Source organism: Humidesulfovibrio sp., assembly GCF_030689645.1.
GTDB lineage: Bacteria > Desulfobacterota > Desulfovibrionia > Desulfovibrionales > Desulfovibrionaceae > Humidesulfovibrio.
This window is the reverse complement of sequence record NZ_JAUYFU010000004.1, coordinates 1-22,389: the sequence shown is the minus strand read 5'-3', so window position 1 is coordinate 22,389 and position 22,389 is coordinate 1. Positions and strand designations below refer to the sequence as shown.

The 22,389-nt window shown below is 63.1% G+C and carries 23 protein-coding genes; 15 read left to right on the top strand and 8 right to left on the bottom strand.

The features are described from left to right. Positions 1-1,109 (bottom strand): asparagine synthase (glutamine-hydrolyzing) (gene asnB / locus Q8O35_RS00520; RefSeq protein ID WP_305569144.1); only part of this gene is annotated, 1,109 nt, incomplete at its 3' end. A gap of 14 nt (positions 1,110-1,123) precedes the next feature. Then, positions 1,124-2,074 (bottom strand): UDP-glucuronic acid decarboxylase family protein, encoded by a 951-nt coding sequence (locus Q8O35_RS00515; protein ID WP_305569142.1) that lies wholly within the window; start codon positions 2,072-2,074, stop codon positions 1,124-1,126. Between the two features lie 508 nt (positions 2,075-2,582). On the opposite strand from Q8O35_RS00515, the gene Q8O35_RS00510 reads away from it, so the two are divergent. The 15 genes from Q8O35_RS00510 to Q8O35_RS00440 all read left to right on the top strand — a co-directional run bounded on the left by Q8O35_RS00510 (position 2,583) and on the right by Q8O35_RS00440 (position 16,376). Further along, positions 2,583-2,960: an NADH-quinone oxidoreductase subunit A gene (locus Q8O35_RS00510; protein ID WP_305569140.1), complete on the top strand. Its 378-nt coding sequence runs from the start codon at positions 2,583-2,585 to the stop codon at positions 2,958-2,960. Next, positions 2,939-3,487, top strand: a complete 549-nt coding sequence (locus Q8O35_RS00505; RefSeq protein WP_305569138.1) for an NADH-quinone oxidoreductase subunit B — start codon at positions 2,939-2,941, stop codon at positions 3,485-3,487. The genes Q8O35_RS00510 and Q8O35_RS00505 overlap by 22 nt, the downstream gene beginning before the upstream one ends. Next, the gene (locus tag Q8O35_RS00500) at positions 3,488-4,051 is read left to right on the top strand and encodes an NADH-quinone oxidoreductase subunit C (RefSeq protein WP_305569136.1); all 564 of its coding nucleotides are present in this window, start codon (positions 3,488-3,490) and stop codon (positions 4,049-4,051) included. A gap of 19 nt (positions 4,052-4,070) precedes the next feature. After that, positions 4,071-5,237 (top strand): NADH-quinone oxidoreductase subunit D, encoded by a 1,167-nt coding sequence (locus Q8O35_RS00495; RefSeq protein ID WP_305569134.1) that lies wholly within the window; start codon positions 4,071-4,073, stop codon positions 5,235-5,237. Positions 5,238-5,246: 9 nt separating this feature from the next. Then, positions 5,247-6,230: an NADH-quinone oxidoreductase subunit NuoH gene (nuoH, locus tag Q8O35_RS00490; protein ID WP_305569132.1), complete on the top strand. Its 984-nt coding sequence runs from the start codon at positions 5,247-5,249 to the stop codon at positions 6,228-6,230. Between the two features lie 13 nt (positions 6,231-6,243). Then, positions 6,244-6,810 carry a 4Fe-4S binding protein gene (locus tag Q8O35_RS00485; RefSeq protein WP_305569130.1) on the top strand — a complete coding sequence of 189 codons (567 nt, stop codon included), beginning with the start codon at positions 6,244-6,246 and terminating at the stop codon, positions 6,808-6,810. Between the two features lie 3 nt (positions 6,811-6,813). After that, positions 6,814-7,323 carry an NADH-quinone oxidoreductase subunit J gene (locus Q8O35_RS00480; protein WP_305569128.1) on the top strand — a complete coding sequence of 170 codons (510 nt, stop codon included), beginning with the start codon at positions 6,814-6,816 and terminating at the stop codon, positions 7,321-7,323. Next, positions 7,320-7,628 (top strand): NADH-quinone oxidoreductase subunit NuoK, encoded by a 309-nt coding sequence (gene nuoK / locus Q8O35_RS00475; RefSeq protein ID WP_305569126.1) that lies wholly within the window; start codon positions 7,320-7,322, stop codon positions 7,626-7,628. The genes Q8O35_RS00480 and nuoK overlap by 4 nt, the downstream gene beginning before the upstream one ends. Positions 7,629-7,635: 7 nt before the next feature. After that, positions 7,636-9,129, top strand: a complete 1,494-nt coding sequence (locus Q8O35_RS00470) for a monovalent cation/H+ antiporter subunit D family protein (protein WP_305569124.1) — start codon at positions 7,636-7,638, stop codon at positions 9,127-9,129. Between the two features lie 12 nt (positions 9,130-9,141). After that, positions 9,142-9,402 (top strand): hypothetical protein, encoded by a 261-nt coding sequence (locus tag Q8O35_RS00465; RefSeq protein ID WP_305569122.1) that lies wholly within the window; start codon positions 9,142-9,144, stop codon positions 9,400-9,402. After that, positions 9,386-11,170: a Na(+)/H(+) antiporter subunit D gene (locus tag Q8O35_RS00460; protein WP_371133066.1), complete on the top strand. Its 1,785-nt coding sequence runs from the start codon at positions 9,386-9,388 to the stop codon at positions 11,168-11,170. The genes Q8O35_RS00465 and Q8O35_RS00460 overlap by 17 nt, the downstream gene beginning before the upstream one ends. 27 nt (positions 11,171-11,197) lie before the next feature. After that, positions 11,198-12,736, top strand: a complete 1,539-nt coding sequence (locus Q8O35_RS00455; protein WP_305569118.1) for a NuoM family protein — start codon at positions 11,198-11,200, stop codon at positions 12,734-12,736. A gap of 12 nt (positions 12,737-12,748) precedes the next feature. Continuing rightward, positions 12,749-14,200 (top strand): NADH-quinone oxidoreductase subunit N, encoded by a 1,452-nt coding sequence (locus Q8O35_RS00450; RefSeq protein ID WP_305569116.1) that lies wholly within the window; start codon positions 12,749-12,751, stop codon positions 14,198-14,200. A 203-nt stretch (positions 14,201-14,403) separates the two neighbouring features. Then, a complete protein-coding gene (locus tag Q8O35_RS00445) occupies positions 14,404-14,973 on the top strand; it encodes a type I restriction enzyme HsdR N-terminal domain-containing protein (protein ID WP_305569114.1) in 570 nt (189 codons plus the stop codon). Positions 14,974-15,050: 77 nt separating this feature from the next. Further along, complete coding sequence (locus tag Q8O35_RS00440) at positions 15,051-16,376, top strand: MFS transporter (protein ID WP_305569112.1); 1,326 nt, start codon at positions 15,051-15,053, stop codon at positions 16,374-16,376. Positions 16,377-16,525: 149 nt separating this feature from the next. On the opposite strand, the gene Q8O35_RS00435 is transcribed toward Q8O35_RS00440, so the two are convergent. The 6 genes from Q8O35_RS00435 to Q8O35_RS00410 form a co-directional block, all read right to left on the bottom strand. Further along, positions 16,526-17,506 carry a GDP-L-fucose synthase gene (locus Q8O35_RS00435; protein ID WP_305569110.1) on the bottom strand — a complete coding sequence of 327 codons (981 nt, stop codon included), beginning with the start codon at positions 17,504-17,506 and terminating at the stop codon, positions 16,526-16,528. Positions 17,507-17,517: 11 nt separating this feature from the next. Continuing rightward, positions 17,518-18,606 carry a GDP-mannose 4,6-dehydratase gene (gene gmd / locus Q8O35_RS00430; protein WP_305569108.1) on the bottom strand — a complete coding sequence of 363 codons (1,089 nt, stop codon included), beginning with the start codon at positions 18,604-18,606 and terminating at the stop codon, positions 17,518-17,520. 209 nt (positions 18,607-18,815) lie between these two features. After that, on the bottom strand, positions 18,816-19,688 hold the full coding sequence (locus tag Q8O35_RS00425) for a universal stress protein UspA (protein WP_305569106.1): 873 nt from the start codon (positions 19,686-19,688) through the stop codon (positions 18,816-18,818). A gap of 75 nt (positions 19,689-19,763) precedes the next feature. Continuing rightward, positions 19,764-20,006 carry a hypothetical protein gene (locus Q8O35_RS00420; protein ID WP_305569104.1) on the bottom strand — a complete coding sequence of 81 codons (243 nt, stop codon included), beginning with the start codon at positions 20,004-20,006 and terminating at the stop codon, positions 19,764-19,766. A gap of 133 nt (positions 20,007-20,139) precedes the next feature. Beyond that, positions 20,140-21,309, bottom strand: a complete 1,170-nt coding sequence (locus tag Q8O35_RS00415) for a type IV pilus twitching motility protein PilT (RefSeq protein ID WP_305569102.1) — start codon at positions 21,307-21,309, stop codon at positions 20,140-20,142. After that, on the bottom strand, positions 21,306-22,382 hold the full coding sequence (locus tag Q8O35_RS00410) for a type IV pilus twitching motility protein PilT (RefSeq protein WP_305569146.1): 1,077 nt from the start codon (positions 22,380-22,382) through the stop codon (positions 21,306-21,308). Before Q8O35_RS00410 ends, Q8O35_RS00415 begins: the two co-directional genes overlap by 4 nt. Positions 22,383-22,389: the final 7 nt, after the last annotated feature.

Here is a 22,389-nt window from a genome sequence, read left to right as displayed (position 1 = left end):
CCAAGAGCCACGGTTATGTGGCTGCGCGCCATGCGCGACAGGGCCAGAGCGGGCAGGGCGGAGTCGTCGGCATAGGGCTCGCCGTAGCGTTCGACGACCTCCGGCAGCATGGACAGGCTGGCCGGGGGCATGATCTCGTGGTGCAGGGTGATGCCCAGGTGTTTGGCCACGGCCTGGGCGTGGGGCAGCTCGTTGTACTTCTTTTCGCCAAAGCCGATGCAGAATGCCTGCACCTTGCCCGGGCACAGTTCAGCCAGCACCGCGGCCACCAGGCTCGAATCCACGCCGCCGGAGAGCAGCAGGCCCAGGGGCACGTCAGACTCCAGGCGCAGGCGCACGCTCTCGCGCAGTTCGGCCCAGGCCAGTTCCAGGGCCTCGGCCTCGGATATGTCCAGCTTGGCGCGGAAGTCCATCTCCCAGTAGCGGCGTGTGGTGAGGGCAGGGGAGGCTTCGCGGCAGGAGTACACGGCGCAGCAGCCCGGCTGGAGCTTGCGCACGCCGGAGAGAATGGTCTTGGGCGCAGGCACGTAGCCTAGGCTCAGGTAGAGGTCCAGGGCCTCGGGGTCCATGTCCGTTGGGCAGTCCGGGTGGGCGCGCAGGGCGCGGATCTCCGAGGCGAAGACGAGGCCGTGCGGGCCTTCGAAGTATACCAGGGGCTTCTTGCCCATGGGGTCGCGGGCGAGGAAAAGCTCCTGGCGGGCGGCGTCCCAGAGGGCGAAAGCGAACATGCCGCGCAGGCGCCGCAGGCAGTCCTGGCCGTGGATGCGGTACATGGCCAGCAGCACCTCGGTGTCGCCCGTGGTGCGGAAGCTCTCGCCGCGGTTCTCCAGGTCGGCGCGAAGCGCCCGGAAATTGTAGATCTCGCCGTTGAATACAATGACGTTGCCCGTGACCGGGTCGTGCATGGGCTGGCCCGCTCGCTCGTCCAGGTCCAGAATGGACAGACGCGTGTGGCCCAGGGCCGCGTGTCCGCAGGTCCAGCGCCCTGTGGCGTTGGGGCCGCGGTGGGCGATGCGCGCAAGAACCCCCTCCAGGCGCGCGGGGAACCCGCCACAGAGGTCATCGGCGCGCAGGCCGCCAGCGCGCACGTGTCCGCAAATGCCGCACATGTTATACTTTCCTTCTAAATCCCCAGCACGCGCCGGAAGTAGTCCACGGTGGGCTTCAGGCCGTCCTCAAGGCGGATCTGCGGATCCCAGCCCAGGGCGCTTTTGGCCAGGGATATGTCCGGCTTGCGCTGCATGGGGTCGTCCTGAGGCAGGGGCTTGTGGATGATCTTTGAAGGCGAGCCGAGCATGCCGATGACCGCCTGGGCCAGTTGCAGGATGGTGAACTCGCGCGGGTTGCCCAGGTTCACCGGGCCGGTGAAGTCGTCGGGCGTGTTCTCCATCAGGCGAACAAGGCCGTCAACCAGATCATCCACGTAGCAGAAGGAGCGGGTCTGGCCGCCGTCGCCGTAGACGGTGATGTCCTCGCCGCGCAGGGCCTGGACGATGAAATTTGAGACCACGCGGCCATCGTTGATCGCCATTCTGGGGCCGTAGGTGTTGAAGATGCGCGCCACCTTGATGCGCAGGCGGTGCTGGCGGTGGTAGTCGAAGAAAAGGGTCTCGGCGCAGCGCTTGCCCTCGTCGTAGCAGGCACGCGGTCCGATGGGATTGACGTTGCCCCAGTAGTCCTCGGTCTGCGGATGCATGGCCGGGTCCCCGTAGACCTCGCTTGTGCTTGCCTGCAGAATCTTGGCCTTGATGCGCTTGGCAAGGCCCAGCATGTTGATGGCCCCGTGAACGCTTGTCTTGGTCGTCTGCACCGGGTCGTGCTGGTAGTGGATGGGCGAAGCTGGGCACGCCAGATTGTAGATCTCGTCCACCTCAACATAGAGCGGAAAGGTCACGTCGTGGCGCATCAGCTCGAAGTGCGGGTTCCCTGTAAGGTGGCGGATGTTTTCCTTGCTGCCGGTGAAGTAGTTGTCCACGCAGAGCACGTCGTGCCCAGCGGCCAGAAGCCGCTCGCAAAGGTGCGAGCCCAAAAAGCCGGACCCGCCGGTGATGAGAATGCGTTTGCTCTCGGCCATGTGCTCTCCCGTGTGGACGTTTTCTGGATAATTGCAGGGTTCAATAAGCCGAAACCAGGTGGGGCACAAGACCGACCCCACAAGCGTGAATTACGATCCAAGACCAAGCTCTTCACGAATGAGCAATGGGCGCTATCATAAGCTGCCATTTTGGTGTATGGGGGGGCTGACTCAGGGAAAATGATGAAATATTGGGGGCTTGGGTGCGGGCTTGTGATTCCGCAAATAAAACGAGCTATCACGGGGTGTTGCGATAAAAATGTTCAAATTAGCCGCTTGTTTCGTAAGGGCCTTGATTCATGTGAAAAAATTAACTAGTAATTATTGTTGCCAGGAATCCCCAACACTTGCATGGGGAGATCGGTGCCAGAAATTGGTGAAGTAAGCGCGATTTCTCGGAGAAGGGGTTGACGTCTTCCCCAAGTCGGGGCAATGTGGAGATAATAGTCCAAAGGGTTTGGCAAGGCTCTGTTTTCCGGGTTGATTTCTTCCGGCAAGGGGGACGTTTATGGTTTTTAGCTGGCTCCATTTGGCCATTATCCTGTTCCTGTTGGGCGGGTTGCTGTTTGCTGGCGGTCCGCTCGTTTTGTCTTATCTGGTCGCCCCCCGGGCGCGCGGCGGAGACATGGGCATGCCCTACGAGTGCGGCATGCGTCCCCATGGCGGCGCTTGGACGAGCTTCGGGATAAATTACTACATCTACGCGCTGCTGTTTCTGGCCTTCGATGTGGACGTGCTCTACCTTTTCCCGGTGGCGGCGGTGTACCGCACCACGCAGGGGTGGCTGCCCTTCTTCGAAATGGTCATCTTCCTCGGGGTGCTTGGACTCGCCATCGTTTATTTCTGGGCAAAAGGGGTGTTCACATGGCCGCGCAAAATATCGTAGCGCAGAAACCTGACGTCATCATCGCCGACCCGATCCTGAACATCGGGCCGGCGCAGCAGATCATGGACATCTGCCGCTCCATGTCGCTGTGGCCCATGACCTTCGGCCTTGCTTGCTGCGCCATCGAGATGATGTCCGTGGGCATGGCCCGTTGGGACATCGCCCGCTTCGGCGCTGAGGTGTTCCGCCCCTCGCCCCGCCAGTCGGACCTGATGATCGTGGCCGGCACCGTGACCAAGAAGATGGCTCCGGCAGTGGTGCGCCTGTACGAGCAGATGCCTGCCCCGCGCTGGGTCATGGCCCTGGGCAACTGCGCCATCTCCGGCGGCCCCTTCAAGTTCAAGGACCAGTACGGCATCATAGAGGGCGTGGACCACCTGATTCCAGTGGACGTGTATGTGCCCGGCTGCCCGCCCAGGCCCGAGGCTCTGCTCGAAGGCCTGTTCCTGCTGCAGGAAAAAATCTCAGGCAAGCGCTTCTGGCCCAATGCGCCCGTCGACGGCCCCTTTGACCTGGAGGGCAAGTAGATGGATGCGCTTCTTAAGGGGCTGCCCCTGGATTATCTGGCCGCCTGCGACTTCCAGAAGACCGGCAAGACCTGGCAGGCCATTCTGCCCGCAGCATCCCTGGTGCGGGCGGCGGAACGCCTGCTGGCCGCGGATTATTTCGTTGAGGACATTAGCGCCCTGGATTGCGTCGAGGGCTACGTGGTGACCTACCATTTCGCCCACTTCCACAAGCCGGGCCGGGTGGCTTTGCGCGTCATCGCCCCGCACGACGCGCCAAGCGTGCCGTCCATCGCAGGCATCTTTCAAGGTGCGGAATGGCACGAGCGCGAAACCAGGGACTTCCACGGCGTGGTGTTCCAGGGCAACCCGAACTTCATACCGCTGTTGATCGACCCGGACATGGCCGACTGCTTCCCGCTGCGCAAGGATCCCAAGTCGCGGGCCAGGATGCGCGACATTCTTGAGGCGGGCGAGGTGGTCCACTGCGGCCCCGGCTTCGGTCTCATGACGCCCGACGCCCCGGCAGAGGCCCAGGCCAGTTCGCAGTCAGAGGCCGCCGCTGGCGATAAAGCCACGGCATAACAAGGACAGTGGCACACCTATGACACACAGCGCACTCCCCGATCAGGTCGCCGGCGACTTCTACACCAACAATTTCGCGAAGAATGCCCAGGAAGGCTCCCTCATCCTGAACCTCGGCCCCCAGCACCCCTCCACCCACGGTGTGCTCCGGGTGGTGGTGGAGATGGACGGCGAGTACATCCTGCGCGCCGAGCCGGTGTTGGGCTACCTGCACCGCATGCATGAGAAGATGGCCGAGGTGAAAACCGCAGCCCAGTTTATTCCGAACATGGGCCGCGTAGATTACGGCCACGCCCTGGGCTGGAACTGGGCCTTTGTGGGCGCGGTGGAGAAACTGGCGGGCATCGAGGTGCCGGAGCGCGCCGAATATGTGCGCGTCATCACCTGCGAGCTGAACCGCCTGGCCTCGCACCTCCTCTGGTGGGGCGCCTACCTGCTGGACCTCGGAGCCTTTACGCCCATCATGTACGCCTTTGACGACCGCGAAAAAATCCTGGACATTTTGCAGGCGCCCACGGGCTCGCGCCTCACCTACAGCTACTTCCGCATCGGCGGCGTGGCGAAGGATTTGAACGAGGACTGCCTGTCCCGCATCCGCGCCTTCATTCCCTGGATGCGCGAACGGCTGCCCATGTACAAGGATCTGGTCAGCGACAACATCATCCTCAGAAAGCGTATCGAAGGCATCGGCGTCATCGAGCCAGAGGTGTGCCGCCGCTTCGGCGCAACAGGCCCGGTGATCCGCGGCTCGGGCATCGCCTACGACGTGCGCCGCAGCGATCCCTACTCGGTCTACCCGAAGCTGGACTTCGAAATCCCCACCTCCGACCTCATGGACGCGCGCGGGCGTTACGACGTGCGCATCGCCGAGTTTGAGCAGAGCCTGCGCATCATTGAGCAGTGCCTGGACATGATGCCCGAGGGCGACGTGTTGGTGAAGGGCGCACCCAAGCCTTCCTGGAAGGCGCCCAAGGGCGAGGCCTACTTCGCTGTGGAGGGCGCGCGCGGAAAGATCGGCGTGTACCTCGTGAGCGACGGCGGCAAGAACCTTTACCGCACCAAGCTGCGCGCGCCAGGCTTCTGCAACCTGAGCCTCTTCGCCGAAGTTTCGCGCGGCACCATCCTGGCCGATGCAGTGGCCATCCTGGGCAGCCTCGATCTTATCATCCCGGAAATCGACAGGTAGGAGAACGCGATGCCCGCAGAATTCATACGCATCCTCATCGGCCTTGTGGCCGTGGCCATAAGCGTGGGCCTCATCGGCCTGGTGATGGTCTGGGTGGAGCGCAAAGTGGCCGGACATATCCAACGCCGGCCCGGCCCCTACGAGGTCGGTCCCAGCGGGCTCTTGCAGCCACTGGCCGACGCCCTCAAACTGGTGGGCAAGCAGTTGTTCATGCCCGACAAGGCCGACCCCATCCTCTTCTGGCTGGCGCCGGTGCTGTCGTTCCTCCCGGTTCTGCTGCTCTTTCTGCCCCTGCCCCTGGGCGACGGCCTGTACGCGCTGGACGTCAACCTGGGCCTGCTGCTGATTCTGGCCTTTTCCGGCCTCGCCGTGCTCTCGCTGCTTCTTGGCGGCTGGGCCTCCAACAACAAGTACGGCCTCCTGGGCGCGGCCCGCGCGGTTGCGCAGTCCGTGGCCTACGAGATCCCGCTGCTCTTGTCCGTCCTGGCGGTCAGTTTTGTGGCCGGCAGCCTGAACCTGGCCGAGGTGGTCAAGGGGCAGGGCACTTGGCCTTGGAACTGGAACATCATGACCCAGCCCCTGGCCTTCCTCATCTACATGGTGAGCGCCCTGGGCGAGACCAACCGCGCGCCCTTCGACCTGCCCGAGGCTGAGAGCGAGCTTACCGCCGGGTTCCACACGGAATACTCGGGCATGGGCTTCGGCCTGTTCTTCCTGGCGGAATACGCCAACATGGTGGTCGTCTGCGCGGTGGCCACCGCGCTCTTTTTGGGAGGCTGGAACGGCCCGGTGCTGCCTGGCCCGGTGTGGTTCGTGCTCAAGGTGTCTCTGCTCATGCTGCTCATGGTGTTCTTCCGCTGGACGTATCCGCGCGTGCGGTTCGACCAGCTTTTGAACATCAACTGGAAGTGGCTCATGCCCCTGGCCGTGCTCAATCTGCTCGCTACCAGCTTCTTCGTGAAGCTGGCCCAGTTCACCGAAGTGCGCTGGTGATGAAGGAAGCCGTATGAACGCCATCAAGGAAGCAATCAAGACTGTCTCCGACCTGTGGAGCCTCATGGTGGGTCTGCGGGTGACCGGGAAATACTTCCTGGAACCCCAGCGCACCGTGCGCTACCCCTGGAAGGCTGTGTCCAACATCGGCACGTTCAAAGGCCACCTGGAGCTTGTGGGCGGCGGCCAGAAGGATCCCTTCAAGCCGCGCTGCATTTCCTGCGGCATGTGCGCGCTGGCCTGTCCCTCGCACTGCATCACTGTGGTGAAGAAGAAGGCCCCGAAGCCCACGCCCGAGGAAGAGAAGGCTCTGGCCGAGGCCAAGGCCAACGGTGAGAAGACCAAGGACAAGGCGCCCAAGGACCCGGAGAAGTTCGTCTATGACTATAGCCTGTGCAGCCTGTGCGGCACATGCATTGAGAACTGCCCGGCAGGCGCGTTGAGTTTTACAGGCAATGTCTACATGGCGGGTTACTCGCGCAACGACTTCCTCTTCGACCTGGTGGTGAAGCTCAGGGATTCGCAAGCGCCTGCCCCCGCCGAGCCTGCGGCAGTCCCCGCAGAGACGAGCGAGGCCTAAGCTATGGAAGAGATGGCCAAAGTCGCCTTCGGGCTCTATGCGCTGATAATCCTTGGCGGCAGCCTGCTGGCCGTGGGGGCCAAAAGCCTCGTGCGGGCCATGGTGGGGCTCATCGCCACGCTGCTTGGCGTCGCCGGGATGTACATGCTGCTCAACAGCGTCTTCATGGCGCTGATGCAGATCCTCATCTACGTGGGCGCTGTGTGCGTCCTCATCTTCTTCGCCATCATGCTCACCAAGGCCGACCCCGAGGGCGAGGAGGCCGAAAGTTCGCCCCTGTACCAGAACGTGCTGGCGCTTTTGGCGGTGCTCGTCACTGGCGGCGTCCTGTCCTGGCTGGTGCTCACGCGGCCCCTGGCCACCACAGGCGTTCCGGTGGAAGTGACCATCGAGAAGCTGGGTCTGGGCCTGCTTGGGCCTTACGGCCTGGCCTTCGAGCTGATTTCGGTGGTGCTCTTGATTTCCATGGCCGGAGCGGTGCTCCTGGCCTGGGAGAGGAGGAACGGCAAATGAGTCCGCTTACCATGTACCAGTTGGTGGCCCTGATTCTGCTGCTGGCGGGGCTTTTCGGCATCACGCAGCGCAAAACCCTGGTGGGCATGCTCATCAGCGTGGAGCTCATGCTCAACGGAGCGGGCCTCTCCATCGTGGCGGCGGCGCAGCTTACCCCGGCCAACGCCATGCTTGGCCAACTGGGCGCGCTCTTCGTCATGGGCCTTGCGGCGGCGGAGGCAACCCTGGTCCTGGCCATTATCGTGGTCATCGCCCGGCGGTTCGGCAGCACCAAAACCAGCGTCGTTTCGACTCTGAAGGGATGAGCAAACCATGACAGGGATCATCGAAAGCGCACGCGTGCTCCTGCCGGTGGCCATCACCCTGGTGGCGCCGCTTTTCATCTGGCTCAACCGGGCCAACCAGAACCGGCGCGAGGCTGTAAGCTTCATCGCCGCAGGACTGACCTTCATCTCGGTCTTGTCCCTGGCCCCCGCTGTGCTGGCCGGGAACATCTGGAAATACACACTGTTCGACATCATGCCCGGCATTACGGTGACCTTCAGCGCCGACGGGCTGTCGTTGATCTTCGGCCTGGTGGCAAGCTTCCTGTGGATGTTCGCCACCAGCTACAACATCGGCTACATGCGCAGCCTGGATGAACACGCCCAGACGCGCTACTACATCTGTTTCGCCGTGGCCATCTTCGGGGCCGAGGGCGTGGCCCTCTCCGCCAACGTGTTCACCCTGTACCTCTTCTACGAGGTCATCACCGTGTTCACGTACCCGCTTGTGGCGCACCACCAGGACGAGACCTCCTTCTCCGGCGCGCGCAAGTACATTGTGTACTTGATGGGCACCTCGAAGCTCTTCCTCCTGCCCGCAATGGTCATGACCTACGTGCTGGTGGGCAACCTGGACTTTGCTCTGGGCGATGTGACCACCGGCATGTTCACGCCGGAGATCGTGGCCGCGCACCCGCTGGCCGTCACCATCACCTATGTGCTGTACATCGCGGGCATCGGCAAGGCGGCGCTCATGCCCTTCCACAACTGGCTGCCCTCGGCCATGGTGGCCCCCACCCCGGTCTCGGCCTTGCTGCACGCGGTGGCGGTGGTCAAGGCGGGCGTGTTCTGCGTCTGCCGCATCATCCTCTCCGGCTTCGGCGTCACGGTGATGGACCAGCTGGGCCTGGGCATCCCCACAGCCATGGTTGCGGCCTTCACGCTTACCGCTGCCAGCTTCATCGCCCTGACCAAGGACGACCTCAAGGCCCGGCTGGCTTACTCCACCGTGGCCCAGCTCAGCTACGTGGTGGCTGGCGTGGCGCTTTTGACACCCATGGCGGTGCAGGGCGGCATGGCGCACATCGCGCACCACGCCTTCTCCAAAATCACCCTCTTCTTCGCGGCAGGTGCCATCTACGTGGCCACGCACCTGAAGAAGATCAGCCTCATGGACGGCCTGGGCCGCAAAATGCCCTGGACCTTCGGCGCCTTCGCCATCGGGTCTCTGTCCATGATCGGCATGCCGCCGGTGTGCGGCTTTGTCAGCAAATGGTACATAGTGAACGGGGCGCTGCAGGCCGGCCAGCTCGCCATCTTCCTGGCCTTCATGCTCTCCACCATCCTGAACGCCGGCTACTTCCTGCCGGTGATCTACCGGGCGTTCTTCAAGGAGCCTGGGCCGGACCCGCACTTCCACCATTACAAGGAAGCGCCGCTGACTATGGTGATTCCGCTGTGCGCCACTGGGGCCATTTCGGTGCTGCTGGGCTTCTACCCGGCGCTGTTCATGGATTTCGTCCGCGTGTTCGGCAAGTTCTAGGGGGCATAAAGCATGAGCCTGTTCGGAATGTTGCTCAATTGGCTGAGGGGCAAGACCTGCATCCTGGCCGCCCTGTTCTTCCTGGCGCTGGCCGGGTTGGTGGGGGCCAACGTCTTCATCCGTCCCCATGAGGTGGAGTTCGTCTACGACGCGTATCCGGGCTTCTGGGCCTTGTTCGGCCTGGTGGGCGGCCTGGCCATGGTCATCATCATGAAAAAGATCGTTCAGCCCATGATCAGCCGGGGAGATGACTATTATGAGCGCAATAGCTAGCGGTTTCGTCCATCCCACCGTGGGCTTCTACGCCCTGGCGCTGGTCTTGCCGTTTTTGCCCGGCAAGGCCTGGAAATGGCTGCTCCTCATTCCGCCCGTTGTGGCCATCTGGAGCGTCATGACCATTGAGCCCGGCCTGTACGGACAGGCTAGCTGGCTGGGCCAGACCCTGCTTTTGGGCCGGGTGGACAAGATGTCGCTCATCTTCGCGCAGGTGTTCGCGGTCATGAGCCTCATCGGCATGGTCTACGCCCTGCACGTGGACGACAAACTTCAACACATAATGGCCTGCGTGTACGTGGGCGGCGCCTTTGGCTGCACCTTCGCGGGCGATTTCCTGACCCTGTTCATCTTCTGGGAGTTCATGAGCATCGGCTCAACCTTCCTCATCTGGCTGGCCAGAAACGAGCGGAGCACGAAAGCGGGCTTCCGCTACTTCATGTACCACACCATCGGCGGTCTGTTCCTCCTGATCGGCCTGCTCATGCGCTACAAGGCTGTGGGCAACTTCGACTTCGACCATGTGGTGCCCACGCAGATGATGGCCTACGACTGGATGATCCTGCTCGGATTCTGCGTCAACGCGGCTGTTGTGCCCCTGCATGCCTGGCTGCCCGACGCCTACCCCGAGGGCACGGTCACCGGCTCGGTGTTCATGTGCGCCTTCACCACCAAGACCGCGGTCTACGTGCTCTTGCGCGGCTTCCACGGGGTCGAGGCCCTGGCCATCGCCGGAACGGTGATGTGCGTGTACGGCGTGCTGTACGCGTGCATAGAGAACAACGCCCGGCGCATCCTGTCCTACCACATCGTCTCTCAGGTGGGCTACATGGTGGCCGGAATCGGCATCGGCACGGCAATGACCATGAACGGCGCGGTGGCCCACGCCTACGCGCACATCCTGTACAAGGGCCTGCTCTTCATGGGCGCGGGCTGCCTGCTCTACGCGGCGGGCACCACCAAGCTCGACAAGCTGGGCGGGCTGGTGCACCGGATGCCTTGGGTCATGGCGCTGTACATGGTGGCGGCGCTTTCCATCTCCGGCATGCCGCTCTTTAACGGCTTCATCTCCAAAACCATGACCATCGTCGGCGCGGCAGAGGCTCACCGGACCTGGCTGGCCGTCTGCATGGAGATCGCCGCTGTCGGCACTTTCCTCTCTGTGGGCATCAAGCTGCCGTATTTCGCCTTCTGGGGCAAACCGGCCAACAACACCATGGAGCTCAAGCCCATCCCGGTGAACATGTACGTCGGCATGGCCATGGGCGCGGTGCTCTGCATCGCCCAGGGCGTGTACCCGGACATGCTGTACCGCTACCTGCCCTTTGAGATGGAGCACGCGTACCATCCCTGGACTGTGTGGCATGTGCTTCAGTCGCTGCTTCTGCTTGGCTTCTCTGGCCTCGCCTTCTACATCACGCGGGACATCATCACCCCGCACGCCAAGACCAACCTGGACTTCGACTTCTTCTACCGGCTCATTGGCCGGGGCGCACTCGCCCTGGTCTCAAAGCCCCTGGCGTGGATCGACGACCGCTGGACCGAGGCCTACAGGGTCGCTGGTCTGGGCGGTCTTCTGACCCTTGCGCGGGGTACTGTCTGGTTCGACACCAAGGGAATCGACACCGTGGTGGATGGCTCGGCGTATACGGTTCAGAACGTGGGCGTGCTGAGCGCCAAGGTTCAGACCGGCAGACTCCAGGAATACCTGGGTCTTGCCGCTGCTCTGGGCCTCGGCATCTTCGCCCTGGTCTGGTACCTTGCCTAAACCCCGCAACGAGACGGAGAGCGAGCCTTGGACTTTGGATACCCGGTTTTAACAAGCCTCATCGTGTTCCCGCTTCTGGCCGCAGCGGGGCTGTTCCTCATCAAAAGCCCGCAGGTTGCGCGCGCCTATACCATGGGCGCCTCAATCCTGGAGCTTATTCTGGGACTGCCGCTGCTGTTCTTCAAATTCAACTCCGACTTCCAGTTCGTCGAAAAGGCGCGCTGGGTGCCGCAATGGGGGCTTGAGTACCACCTGGCGGTGGACGGCATCAGCTACCTTATGGTCATGCTGACGCTGGCAATCCTGCCCCTGTGCGTCATGTGCTCCTGGACGTACATCTCAAAGCGCGTGAAGGAGTTCCACTTCTGTCTGCTGTTCATGACCAGCGCGTGCGTTGGCGTGTTCGTGGCCATGGATCTGGTGCTCTTCTATGTGTTCTGGGAGGCCATGCTCATCCCCATGTACCTGCTCATCGCGGTCTGGGGCGGCGACCAGCGCCGGTATGCATCCCTCAAGTTCTTCCTGTTCACGCTGGCGGGAAGCACGCTGCTTCTGGCCGCCATCGTGGCCTTCCGCATCACCGGGGGCACCTTCTCAATCCCCGAGCTGATGCAGATGAACTTCAGCTTCCGCTTCCAGTACTGGGCCTTCCTGGCAATGGCTCTGGCCTTCGCCATCAAGGTGCCCATGTTCCCGTTCCACACCTGGCTCCCGGCAGCCCACGTGCAGGCGCCGAGCGCAGGCTCGGTGATCCTGGCCGCGGTGCTGCTCAAGATGGGAACTTACGGCTTCCTGCGCTTCTGCCTTCCGCTGACGCCAGACGCTAGCGTGTACTTTGCGCCGCTGATGATCGCCGTGTCCATCGCCAGCATCCTTTACGGCGGGGCCATCGCCCTGGGCCAGGAGGACATCAAGAAGCTGGTGGCCTACTCGTCGGTGGGGCACATGGGCTTTGTGACCTTGGGAATCTTTCTGTTCAACCTGCGCGGGATTGAAGGCGCTCTCTTCCAGATGCTGAACCATGGCGTCATCACCGGCGCACTGTTTATGATGATCGGCGCGGTGTATGAGCGGAGCCACAGCCGCGCCATCTCGGACAACATGGGCCTGGGCAAGTACCTGCCTGCCTTCATGGGCTTCTGGGGACTGTTTGCGCTGGCCAGCTTCGGCTTCCCCGGCACCAACGGGTTCGTGGGCGAGATGCTGGTGTTCACCGGAGCGTTCCAGAAGAGCTACGTCATCGGCGCGCTCATTGTGCCTGGCGCGCTTCTGGGCGCAGCATACATGTTCCGCGTGAGTCTCAAGATGGCCTGGGGACAGCCCTGCACGGCCAAGACCTGGCGCGATCTGAATACCCGCGAATGGACCTACCTGCTCATTCCGGCTGTCTTCGTGTTCTACATCGGCCTGGCGCCGAAGCTGTTCTTCAACATCATCGATCCAAGCGTCGAGAAGCTGGTGAACGACCTCAAGACGCGCACCAGCACAACGCAGGTGGTCGCGGCGCAGCCAACCCCGGCTGTCGTCGCTGCTGTTGAAACCCCCGTCGAACCGGTCAACAACTAGGGAGTGGTCGCCGTGGAGTTCAATCCCATCCTGATTGTCCCTGAATTGTATCAGCTTATGCTGATATTGGCCTTGTTCTGCCAAAGCCTGGGCGCCGGACCCGACAAGCAGGGCGGCGGCGAAACCCCGCCCGCAGAACGCTGGCTCCCGTACTTTGCGGGATTCGGCATCTTCGTGAACATTGTCTCCTGGGGGGCCGAGGGCCTCATCTTCGGCGGAGCCTACAAGCTTGATGCGCTTTCGCAGTTCTTCAAGCTGGCCATTGCGGCGGGCTTCTACGTGACGGTTCTGAACGCCGCGCGCCAGCCCAGCCTTGAGGAGCGCAAGCGCCCGGACTACTTCATGTTCCTGGCCATCTCGGCCTGGGGGCTCATGCTCCTGTCCTCGGCGGTGGAGCTCATCACCATCTACATCGCCCTGGAGATCTCGTCCTACAGCCTCTATGCCGTCATCCCCCTGCGCAACGCAGGCGGGCAAGGGCACAAGGGCGCGGCAGAGGCGGGCATCAAGTACATCCTGTTCGGCGCAGTGGCCACGGCCATAGCGCTCTACGGCTTCTCGTACATTCTGGCCAGCCAGCACACGAGCTACATCGACCAGCTGGCCAAGGCCAACTGGACCTGGGCCGGACAGCCAATGGCGGTGGTGGGCCTCTCGCTCTTCATGGGCGGCATGTTCTTCAAGCTGGCGCTGTTCCCCTTCCATTTCTGGTGCCCGGATGTGTACCAGGGCGCGAGCAACGAGACCGCAGGCTTTGTGGCCACCCTGCCCAAGCTGGGCGCTACGGTGGTGCTCATCCGGCTGGCCGTGCTGCTGAAGCCCGGCCTGGAAATGACCATGCTGCTGGCGGTGTTGGGCGCGTTGTCCATGACCTTCGGCAACCTGTGCGCACTGGCCCAAAAGGATGTGAAGCGCCTGCTGGGCTTCTCCTCTGTGGCCCACGCGGGATACATAATGGTGGGGCTGGTCTCCGGCACAGCCATGGGCCTGGCCGCCGCCGCCTTCTACTCCCTGGCCTACGTGGCCATGAACCTGCTCTGCTTCTGGGTTGTCTCCCGCGTGGCCTCTGATGGCCGCAACCTGCAGCTTGACGACCTGAACGGCCTGTACAAGCGCTCGCCCGCACTGGCCTTTGCTTTGGCCGTGGGGGCCTTCGCCCTGGTCGGCCTGCCGCCCACCATGGGATTCATGGGCAAGCTGTTCCTGATTGCGCCGGCCTGGGAACACTACTGGTGGCTTGTCGTCATCATGGTGGTGAACAGCGCCATCGCCATCTTCTACTACTTGAGCCTGGTGCGTCACGCCTACACCCACGAGGCGGGCGAGAGCGCTCCGGCGCCTGACAACAGCCCTTTCAGCCTTTGTGGCGCAGGGATCCTGGCGGCCGTGGTGCTGTTCTTCGGCATGGCGCCTGCCGGGCTCTTCGACTACGCCATCCTGGCGGGCAAGCAGTTGCTGCCGTAGCTCTTGCAAGACCGAAACATTCCAGAGGGCCCGCGCAAGCGGGCTTTCTGCATTGGCGAGAGGGTGGGTATGTGTGGCGTTCACCTGGACAGCCGGTGGAGCGCTGGCCTACCGGGCCAGTCTAGGAACGGTGGAAACGTCTTCCTCCGGCTTGACTTCATCCTCTAAGCCGTTAAAGTTTATGATAAGCGAGGAGGTATCCCATGCACGAAGTCAGCCTTGGCGGCATGCTCACAGACTACCTCACCGGCCAGACCATCGAGGAAACCACCTACGAAGAGTTCCGGCAGGCTCTGGCGAAATTTCTCGTGGAGGAGAAGGGCTACCCCAAGCGCGGCCTCAAGGCCAAGGTGCCCCTCATCTTCAAGATCGACGGGGTGGACACCGGGCGACACATTGATCTGGTGGCCTGCGATGATGCTGGAGTGCCCATGGTGCTTGTAATCTTCTGCGCGGGCGAGGTTGGCAGCTTCGAGCGCGAGACTGTAAGCTGCGCACGGCTTTTTCCCGGCGGCCCGGTGCCGGTGGCTGTAGCCACGGACTCCATCGGCGCCAGCATTCTGAATCCTGTCACGGGAGACTGCGTTGCCACCGGAGTGCGTTCCATCCCCACCTGGGAACAGGCCTTGGCCTTGAACGCCAAAACGCCGCGCACGCCCCTCACGGACGAACGCAGGCGCAAGGAGGAGCGCATCCTCCACGCCTATAACGGATTCCTTTACGGCGGGTGTTGCAGCGAATCCTGCCGTGTGCCGCCCAAGGGTGACGAATAGGCCGACGGAGTGAGGCGAGCCCCCTCCCCACCGTGCTTTTCATCCCCTCGTCGCTGGGGTAAAGGCCCCGCATGACAATGAGCCATAAATCCGGCCTGGACGCGCTCCATCGCAAGATAGACCTGCGGCTTCTGCCGTATCTGTTTCTGTTGTACATCGTGGCCTACCTGGACCGGGTCAACGTGTCCTTCGCCGCGCCGGGCCTGCGCCAGGATCTGGGCTTCTCCAGCTCCGTGTTCGGCCTGGGCGCGGGCATGTTCTTCGCTGGCTACGTGCTCTGCGAGGTGCCGAGCAATCTCATCCTGCGCCGCATGGGCGCGCGCCGCTGGATCGCGCGGATCATGGTCAGCTGGGGCGTGGCAGCCTGCCTCATGGCCCTGGTGCGCGAACCCTGGAGCTTCCATGCGCTGCGCTTTCTGCTCGGCGTTGCCGAAGCGGGCTTTCTGCCCGGCATCATCTATTATCTGACCCTGTGGTACGCGCCCGCGCGTCGCGCCCGCGCCGTGGCCCTGTTCATGGCCGCGACGCCCGTTGCCGGCATGATTGGCGGCCCGCTCTCCGGGCTTTTGTTGGGGCTGGACGGCCTGCACGGTCTGGCCGGGTGGCAGTGGATGTTTTTGCTGGAGGGGCTGCCAGCGGTGCTGCTGGGCGTGTCGGTGCTGCGGCTCTTGCCCGACGGCCCGGCGGACGCGCCCTGGCTGGAGCGGCGCGAGCGTGATCTGCTGGCTACAGAACTGGCGGTTGACCCTGCGGTGGAACCCGGTGCGCCAGAGAAACTGAGCCGGGTGTTGCTGTCCCTTGGGCGCGACAGACGCGTGTGGCTCCTGAGCGGGGCATACTTCGCGCTTTGCGTGGGTATGTACGGGCTGGTCATGTGGATGCCGACGCTCATAGGCGAGGTGCTGGGGCAGGCGGCCACGCCCATGCGCGTGGGACTGCTTTCTTCAGTGCCCTACCTTGGCGGAGCCTTGGGCATGGTGCTGGTGGGGCGGCACTCGGACAGCACCAGAGAACGCCGCTGGCACACGGCAGGGCCGCTGTTCCTCGGAGCCGCTGGTTTTCTGCTCAGTCTGTTGCCGATCTTTATGCCTGGGGGGTGGCTGGGCGGCACCGGGCCGTGGTGGAGCCTTGGCTGCTTTACACTGGCAACCGTGGGCCTGTGGGGCATGCTGGGCCCGTTCTGGACCATTCCTACGGGATTTTTGACAGGCGCGGCGGCTGCGGGCGGGGTGGCCCTGGTGAATTCCATCGGCAATGCGGGCGGGTTCGTGGGGCCTGCGCTGGTTGGCTTCGTGCGCGATGCCACAGGCAGCCATGTGACGGGATTCGTGTTCATCGCGGTGGTCATGGTCCTGGGCGGTTGCTGTGTTCTTCTGGCGACGCTGCCTCGTCGCGCGGGCTAAAGGTTTTCGGGCCGCTGTCGGTCTCTCGCCTGTTTATCCCCACTCCTGCTTCAGCCGCCTGCTCCAGGCTGTGCGCTCGATGTCATCCAGGGCGTGATGGAAGGTCGGGAAGGTTGCCAGAGAGTGGCCGCTTCCGGACGGGGGCGTCTTCAAGGGAGACCCTTCAGGAAATCGTCATACGCCTTCCGCAGGCCGTGCTCCAGGCTTGTGGAGGGTTTCCAGCCAGCCGCATCCATGCGGCTGGTGTCCATAAGCTTCAGCGGAGCGCCATCGGGCTTGGTTGCGTCAAACTCCAGCCTTCCGGTGTAGCCGACGGTGCGCTGCACCAGCTCCGCCAGTTCGCGGATGGAGATGTCCTGCCCTGCCCCGATGTTCACCAGAGGAGGAGCGAATATGCCGGTTTTGGTGTCGTCGCTGCCCAGCAGCGGATCGTAGCGGTCCTCCGACAGGCCAAGCAGGTGCACGCAGGCGTTCGCCATGTCGTCGCTGTACAGGAATTCCCGGCGGGGCGTGCCCGTGCCCCAGACCACCACGCTTTGGTCGCCGCGCAGTTTGGCTTCATGGAAGCGGCGGATGAGCGCTGGAATGACGTGGCTGTTCTGCGGGTGGTAGTTGTCGCCCGGTCCGTAGAGGTTGGTGGGCATGGCCGCCAGAAAGCGCGTGCCGTATTGCCGGTTGTAGCTCCAGCACATCTCGATGCCGGAGATCTTGGCCAGGGCGTATGGCCGGTTGGTGGGCTCCAGCGGTCCTGTGAGCAGGTGCTCCTCGCGCATGGGCTGCGGCGCGTGGCGGGGGTAGATGCAAGAGGAGCCGAGGAAGAGCAGCCGCTTCACGCCATGCAGGTGCGCGTTGTGGATGACATTCAGCTGGATAGCAAGGTTGATGTAGATGAAATCAGCCGGGTAGGTGCTGTTGGCCATAATGCCGCCGACCTTTGCCGCTGCCAGCACCACGTATTCTGGCCGGTTCTCCGCGAAAAAGCGGCGCACTTGCTCCCCGTCGGTGAGATCAAGCTCTGCGTGGGTGCGCTTGAGAATGCTGGAGTAGCCCTGGGATACGAGCTGCCGGGTGATGGCCGAGCCCACCAGACCCCTGTGGCCGGCGACGAAGATGCGCGAGTCCTTGTTCATGGCGCGCTCCGCTATTCGTTGTAGTCGTAGGCCGTGTACCCGCAACGTTTCACCATGTCGTCGCGTTTGGCGGCGTTCAGGTCCTCGCGCGCCATTTCGGCCACCATGTCCTTGAAGGTTGTCTTGGGCACCCAGCCCAGCTCGTCCCTGGCGCGGGAGGGGTCGCCAAGCAAGGCGTCCACCTCCGTGGGGCGGAAATAGCGTGGATCCACGCGCACGATGACACGGCCCTCATCGTCCTTGCCGATCTCATCCAGACCCTCTCCGCTCCAAGTGATGCGCATGTCCAGCGCCTCGGCCGCCACATCGACGAATTCGCGCACGCTGTATTGCACGCCAGTGGCGATGACGTAGTCCTCCGGCTTTTCTTGCTGCAGCATGAGCCACTGCATTTCCACGTAGTCCCGCGCGTGGCCCCAGTCCCGCTTGGCCGAGAGGTTGCCCAGGTACAGGCAGTCTTGCAGGCCGAGCTTTATGCGCGAAAGGGCGCGGGTGATTTTGCGGGTGACGAAGGTCTCGCCGCGCAGGGGAGATTCGTGGTTGAAAAGGATGCCGTTGCAGGCGTAGAGGCCGTATGCCTCGCGATAATTGACCGTGATCCAGTAGGCGAAGAGCTTGGCCACGGCGTAAGGGCTGCGGGGGTAAAAAGGGGTGGTCTCCTTTTGGGGGATCTCGCGCACCTTGCCGTAGAGTTCGCTGGTGGAGGCTTGGTAGAATCTGGTTTTCTGGGTCAGGCCCAAGGTGCGGATGGCCTCAAGAATGCGCAGTGTTCCCAGGCCGTTCGCATCGGCTGTGTACTCTGGCATCTCAAAGCTTACAGCCACGTGGCTCATGGCTGCGAGGTTGTATATCTCGTCCGGCTGCGCCTTTTCGATGATGCGCATGAGGTTCGCCGTATCGGTCAGGTCGCCGTAGTGCAGGACAAAGCGGCGCTCGGCCTCGTGCGGATCCTGATAGATGTGGTCGATGCGCGAGGTGTTGAAGGACGAGGCGCGGCGTTTGATGCCGTGCACCGTGTAGCCCTTGGCCAGCAGCAGTTCGGACAGCAGTGCGCCATCCTGCCCGGTGACGCCGGTGATGAGTGCGACTTTGTTCGCCATGTAGTTCTCCCGAGCAGCGCGTGCGGATTGTTGTGTCGGTGCGGCGGGTTGCTGCCTCGCTTCGGGGCGAAATATGCCACCGCGTTGGTTGCAACTTACGCTTGAGGTGGCGAAATGTACAGAAAGATAGGCTGGTTAAGCTGCCTCTGGCTCCGGTGTCGTTGGCGGCGCGGCTGCTTAGGGGAACGCTCTGTTCCGTTTCGAGCGTTCTACCTGCTGACCCACAGAGCTGCGCCGTTGAGCCTGTTGAACAGGGCGATGGTGACGGACGTAGCGAAAATCCGCGCCAGGGGGCCCTTTTGCATGCCCGTGCGGCCAACGGCCACAGCTGCATAGCGGCCTGCCTCGGCCTCGCGCAGGATAGTCCCGGGCACGTCGTCGGATACCTCCAGGCGTGTGCGGATGAGCCGCGAGGGGAATCCGTTGTCCTCAAGGGTGCTAACTGCGCTGCTGAATAGCGCTTCTGGGGAGAGGGTGTCCTCGGACTTCTTGATCACGCGCAGAAGGGTGACCGGATGCTCGGTTTCGCCGTGCAGAATGAAGCCCACGTGGTCGGCCATGCGGCGGAAGGCCTCGGAGTCGTCCACGCAGAGCAGCACGCCGTGGCGGTTGTAGTCCACGTTGCGGCACAGCCACAGGGGAAAGGCGAATTTGGCCTCCAGCATTTCCTCGCTGGCGCTCTTGTCCAGAAAGTTCTCCAGCTTGAGCAGGGCGCGCCGCCCAAAAACAACAGCGTCATACAGGCCGGACTCGCCTTCCTTGATGATGTCGTCGATGCGCGAGAAGTTCCGTGCCACGATCTTGTCGTCCACCTGGGCTGGGCTGAAGCCGCCATTGACGAAGACTTGGCGCGCCTGAACCATGGCCCGCTTGCTGGAGGCGATGATGGCCTCGGCATTGGCCTCGCTTATGGTCAGTGTTTCGAAGCTTTTTTCTTCGCCCCAGACGGCGGGTGGCTGCGGTGCCGTGTTGAACAGGGTGAGCCGGATGTCATCCTTGTTCTTGAAGAAGCCGCACACGAAACGCAACGCCCGCTGTGCGCTGGCGTCTTCTGAGATGGTGACGAGCAGGTGCTTGTTCATGTGCCGCTCCAGGGGGCGTGGACTGCCGGCGGCCGCGGACGCTTGCGCCGTTGGCCGCCGGTGTTGGTGCTGGAATCAGATGGCCTCGACGGTGATGTTCTCTTCATAGCCGGTGCTGACGCGGAAATCCCTGCCGCCGGCGCTGACGATGAATTCGTTGCCGGGGAAAAGCTGGCAGGCGGCGTTGAAGTCGTCGTTGAGCATGATGTCCTTGGCTTCGCCGCTGGTCTCGTAGCGGATGGTGGTGCCATCGTCCAGGCGCAGCAGGTCGTCGGGATGGATGTGAACGGGCAGGTCCTTCTGGGTATACTCAGCCATGTCAGAGTCCTCCATGCGCTTAAGGGTGCCGGGCGGCCACAACTCGTCGCCCAGAGTATCTTTCGCCTTTTACATAGCGCAAAAAATACTGGGTGTGAACCTGTTTGCCAAAAGTTTGGGAAAAATGCGCAGGCTATTTCGTCCCGGCGTCGTCTTCCAAACCCTCAAGAATCAGGCCGGTGGACTGGTCGCCGCGCAGGGCCTTGGTGCGGTCGATCATCTGCCCCAGGCGCGAGCGGTCGCTGGCGGAAAGCAGCGCCGTCTCCTCGGTGATGTGCCCGGCCTCGTAAAGCCGGAGGAAGTGCTGGTCAAAGGTCTGCATGCCATACGTGGCGCTTGATTCCAGCACCCCGTAGAAGGTCTTGTCGCCTGTCTCGCCCTGGAGGATCAGGTCTTTGACGCGCATGGTGTTCTTGAGCACCTCGAAGGCGGCCACGCGGCCTCCGCCCTCCTTGGGCAGCAGGCGCTGGGACACCACGAAGCGCAGGCTCTCGGCCAGGCGCATGCGGATAAGCCGCTCCTCGCTGGGTGAAAAGAGCCCCAGGATGCGGTTGATGGTGGCCCCCGCGTCCGTTGTGTGCAGGGTGGAAAGCACGAGATGCCCGGTGCCTGCGGCCTGCAGGGCAATCTCCATGGTTTCGGGGTCGCGTATCTCGCCAACCAGGATGACCTTGGGCCCCTGGCGGAAGGCGGCGCGCAGGCCGGAGGCGAAGGTGTCGAAATCTATGCCCAGCTCGCGCTGGTTCACGGTGCCCTTTTTGTGCGGGTGGGTGAACTCAACCGGGTCTTCCAGGGTCACTATGTGCCCTGCGCGGGTCTCGTTGATGCGGTCGATGAGCGCGGCCAGGGAGTTGGACTTGCCAGAGCCTGTGCCGCCGGTGACGAGGATCAGCCCGTTCTTTTCCGGCGCCATGTCCTGAAAGGCCTGGGGCAGGCTCAGCTCCTCCATGGTGGGGATGCGCGAGGGCAGGCGGCGCATGACCAGGGCCAGGCTGCCGCGCTGGCTGAAGATGTTCACGCGGAAGCGGCCCTTGCCCGGCAGGGCGTAGGAAAGGTCGCAGGAGCCTTTTCCTGCCAGGGCTTTTTGCAGGCGCGCGTTCTCGCCGATGAGCGCCAGGGCCATGGCCTTGGTCAAAAGCGCCGAGAGCTTGCCCAGGTCCGGGGTGGTGATGGCGTCCTTCAGCTCGCCGTGGACCTCGGCCTGGATGGCCTTGCCCGTGGTGATGATGACGTCAGCCACATCCGGGTGCTGCTCCAGCACCTGGGCCATGAGCCCGTCAAACTGCTGGCGGGTCATGTTCATTTGGCGCCTCCGGTGATCTTGTCGATGCTGGCCTGGACCTTTTCCTTGTTCTGGGCCTGGGTGAGGCCCTCATCCGGGTTGATGGCCCCGCACTCGATGAGCCGGCAGATCTCGTCATCGAGGGTCTGCATGCCCGCCTCGCGCCCGGTTTGCAGCACGCTGGGCAATTGGTGAGTCTTGCCCTCGCGGATGAGGTTGCGCACGCTGGGGATGCCGATCAGAATCTCCTGGGCGGCCACGCGGCCAGGCTTGTCGATGCGCCTAAACAGCGTCTGCGAGACCACGGCGCGCAGGGACTCGGCCAGGCTTGTGCGCACCTGGGCCTGAGAGTCCTCGGGGAACACCTCGATGATGCGGTCGATGGTCTTGTGGGCGCTTTGGGTGTGCAGGGTGCTGAAGACCAGGTGCCCGGTCTCCGCCGCCTGCAAGGCCAGCTGGATGGTCTCCAGGTCGCGCATCTCGCCCACCAGGATGATGTCCGGGTCTTCGCGCAGGGCTCCGCGCAGAGCGGCCTTGAAGCCCGTGGTGTCGCGCCCGACTTCCCGCTGGTTTATCAGGCAGCCCTGGGGCTGGTGCACGAACTCGATGGGGTCCTCGATGGTCAGGATGTGGTCGCGCCGGTTCTTGTTGGCGTGGTCGATGATGGCGGCCAGCGTGGTGCTTTTGCCGCTGCCCGTGGGCCCGGTGACGAGCACGAGGCCCTTGTTCAGCATGGCCAGATCGCGCAGGCGGTCGGGCAGGCCCAGCTGGTCCACGGTCATGATCTCTTGGGGGATTTCGCGGAACACGGCGGAGATGCCCCGGTGCTGCATGAAATAATTGACGCGGTAGCGGGCCACGCCGGGCAGCTCGTGGGCGAAGTCCACGTCGCCGGTTTCTTCGAACTGCTTGATCTTGGCCTCGGGCGTTATCTCGTAGAGCATGGTCTTGAGCTCTTCGTGCTCCAGCACCTTGTATTTGATGCGCGTGAGCTGGCCGCGCAGGCGCAGGAGCGGCTGCGAGCCGCTGGCCAGGTGCAGGTCGCTGCCGCCGTGTTCGTGGAGCATGCTGAAGAAGGCGTTGATCTGTGCCATGCGCTTT

What these genes read in the sequence shown, in the direction of transcription:
- Q8O35_RS00515 (WP_305569142.1), bottom strand. Translation starts at nt 2,074, where the DNA reads ATGGCCGAGAGCAAACGCATTCTCATCACCGGCGGGTCCGGCTTTTTG.
- Q8O35_RS00510 (WP_305569140.1), top strand. Translation starts at nt 2,583, where the DNA reads ATGGTTTTTAGCTGGCTCCATTTGGCCATTATCCTGTTCCTGTTGGGC.
- Q8O35_RS00505 (WP_305569138.1), top strand. Translation starts at nt 2,939, where the DNA reads ATGGCCGCGCAAAATATCGTAGCGCAGAAACCTGACGTCATCATCGCC.
- Q8O35_RS00500 (WP_305569136.1), top strand. Translation starts at nt 3,488, where the DNA reads ATGGATGCGCTTCTTAAGGGGCTGCCCCTGGATTATCTGGCCGCCTGC.
- Q8O35_RS00495 (WP_305569134.1), top strand. Translation starts at nt 4,071, where the DNA reads ATGACACACAGCGCACTCCCCGATCAGGTCGCCGGCGACTTCTACACC.
- nuoH (WP_305569132.1), top strand. Translation starts at nt 5,247, where the DNA reads ATGCCCGCAGAATTCATACGCATCCTCATCGGCCTTGTGGCCGTGGCC.
- Q8O35_RS00485 (WP_305569130.1), top strand. Translation starts at nt 6,244, where the DNA reads ATGAACGCCATCAAGGAAGCAATCAAGACTGTCTCCGACCTGTGGAGC.
- Q8O35_RS00480 (WP_305569128.1), top strand. Translation starts at nt 6,814, where the DNA reads ATGGAAGAGATGGCCAAAGTCGCCTTCGGGCTCTATGCGCTGATAATC.
- nuoK (WP_305569126.1), top strand. Translation starts at nt 7,320, where the DNA reads ATGAGTCCGCTTACCATGTACCAGTTGGTGGCCCTGATTCTGCTGCTG.
- Q8O35_RS00470 (WP_305569124.1), top strand. Translation starts at nt 7,636, where the DNA reads ATGACAGGGATCATCGAAAGCGCACGCGTGCTCCTGCCGGTGGCCATC.
- Q8O35_RS00465 (WP_305569122.1), top strand. Translation starts at nt 9,142, where the DNA reads ATGAGCCTGTTCGGAATGTTGCTCAATTGGCTGAGGGGCAAGACCTGC.
- Q8O35_RS00460 (WP_371133066.1), top strand. Translation starts at nt 9,386, where the DNA reads ATGAGCGCAATAGCTAGCGGTTTCGTCCATCCCACCGTGGGCTTCTAC.
- Q8O35_RS00445 (WP_305569114.1), top strand. Translation starts at nt 14,404, where the DNA reads ATGCACGAAGTCAGCCTTGGCGGCATGCTCACAGACTACCTCACCGGC.
- Q8O35_RS00440 (WP_305569112.1), top strand. Translation starts at nt 15,051, where the DNA reads ATGAGCCATAAATCCGGCCTGGACGCGCTCCATCGCAAGATAGACCTG.
- Q8O35_RS00435 (WP_305569110.1), bottom strand. Translation starts at nt 17,506, where the DNA reads ATGAACAAGGACTCGCGCATCTTCGTCGCCGGCCACAGGGGTCTGGTG.
- gmd (WP_305569108.1), bottom strand. Translation starts at nt 18,606, where the DNA reads ATGGCGAACAAAGTCGCACTCATCACCGGCGTCACCGGGCAGGATGGC.
- Q8O35_RS00425 (WP_305569106.1), bottom strand. Translation starts at nt 19,688, where the DNA reads ATGAACAAGCACCTGCTCGTCACCATCTCAGAAGACGCCAGCGCACAG.
- Q8O35_RS00420 (WP_305569104.1), bottom strand. Translation starts at nt 20,006, where the DNA reads ATGGCTGAGTATACCCAGAAGGACCTGCCCGTTCACATCCATCCCGAC.
- Q8O35_RS00415 (WP_305569102.1), bottom strand. Translation starts at nt 21,309, where the DNA reads ATGAACATGACCCGCCAGCAGTTTGACGGGCTCATGGCCCAGGTGCTG.
- Q8O35_RS00410 (WP_305569146.1), bottom strand. Translation starts at nt 22,382, where the DNA reads ATGGCACAGATCAACGCCTTCTTCAGCATGCTCCACGAACACGGCGGC.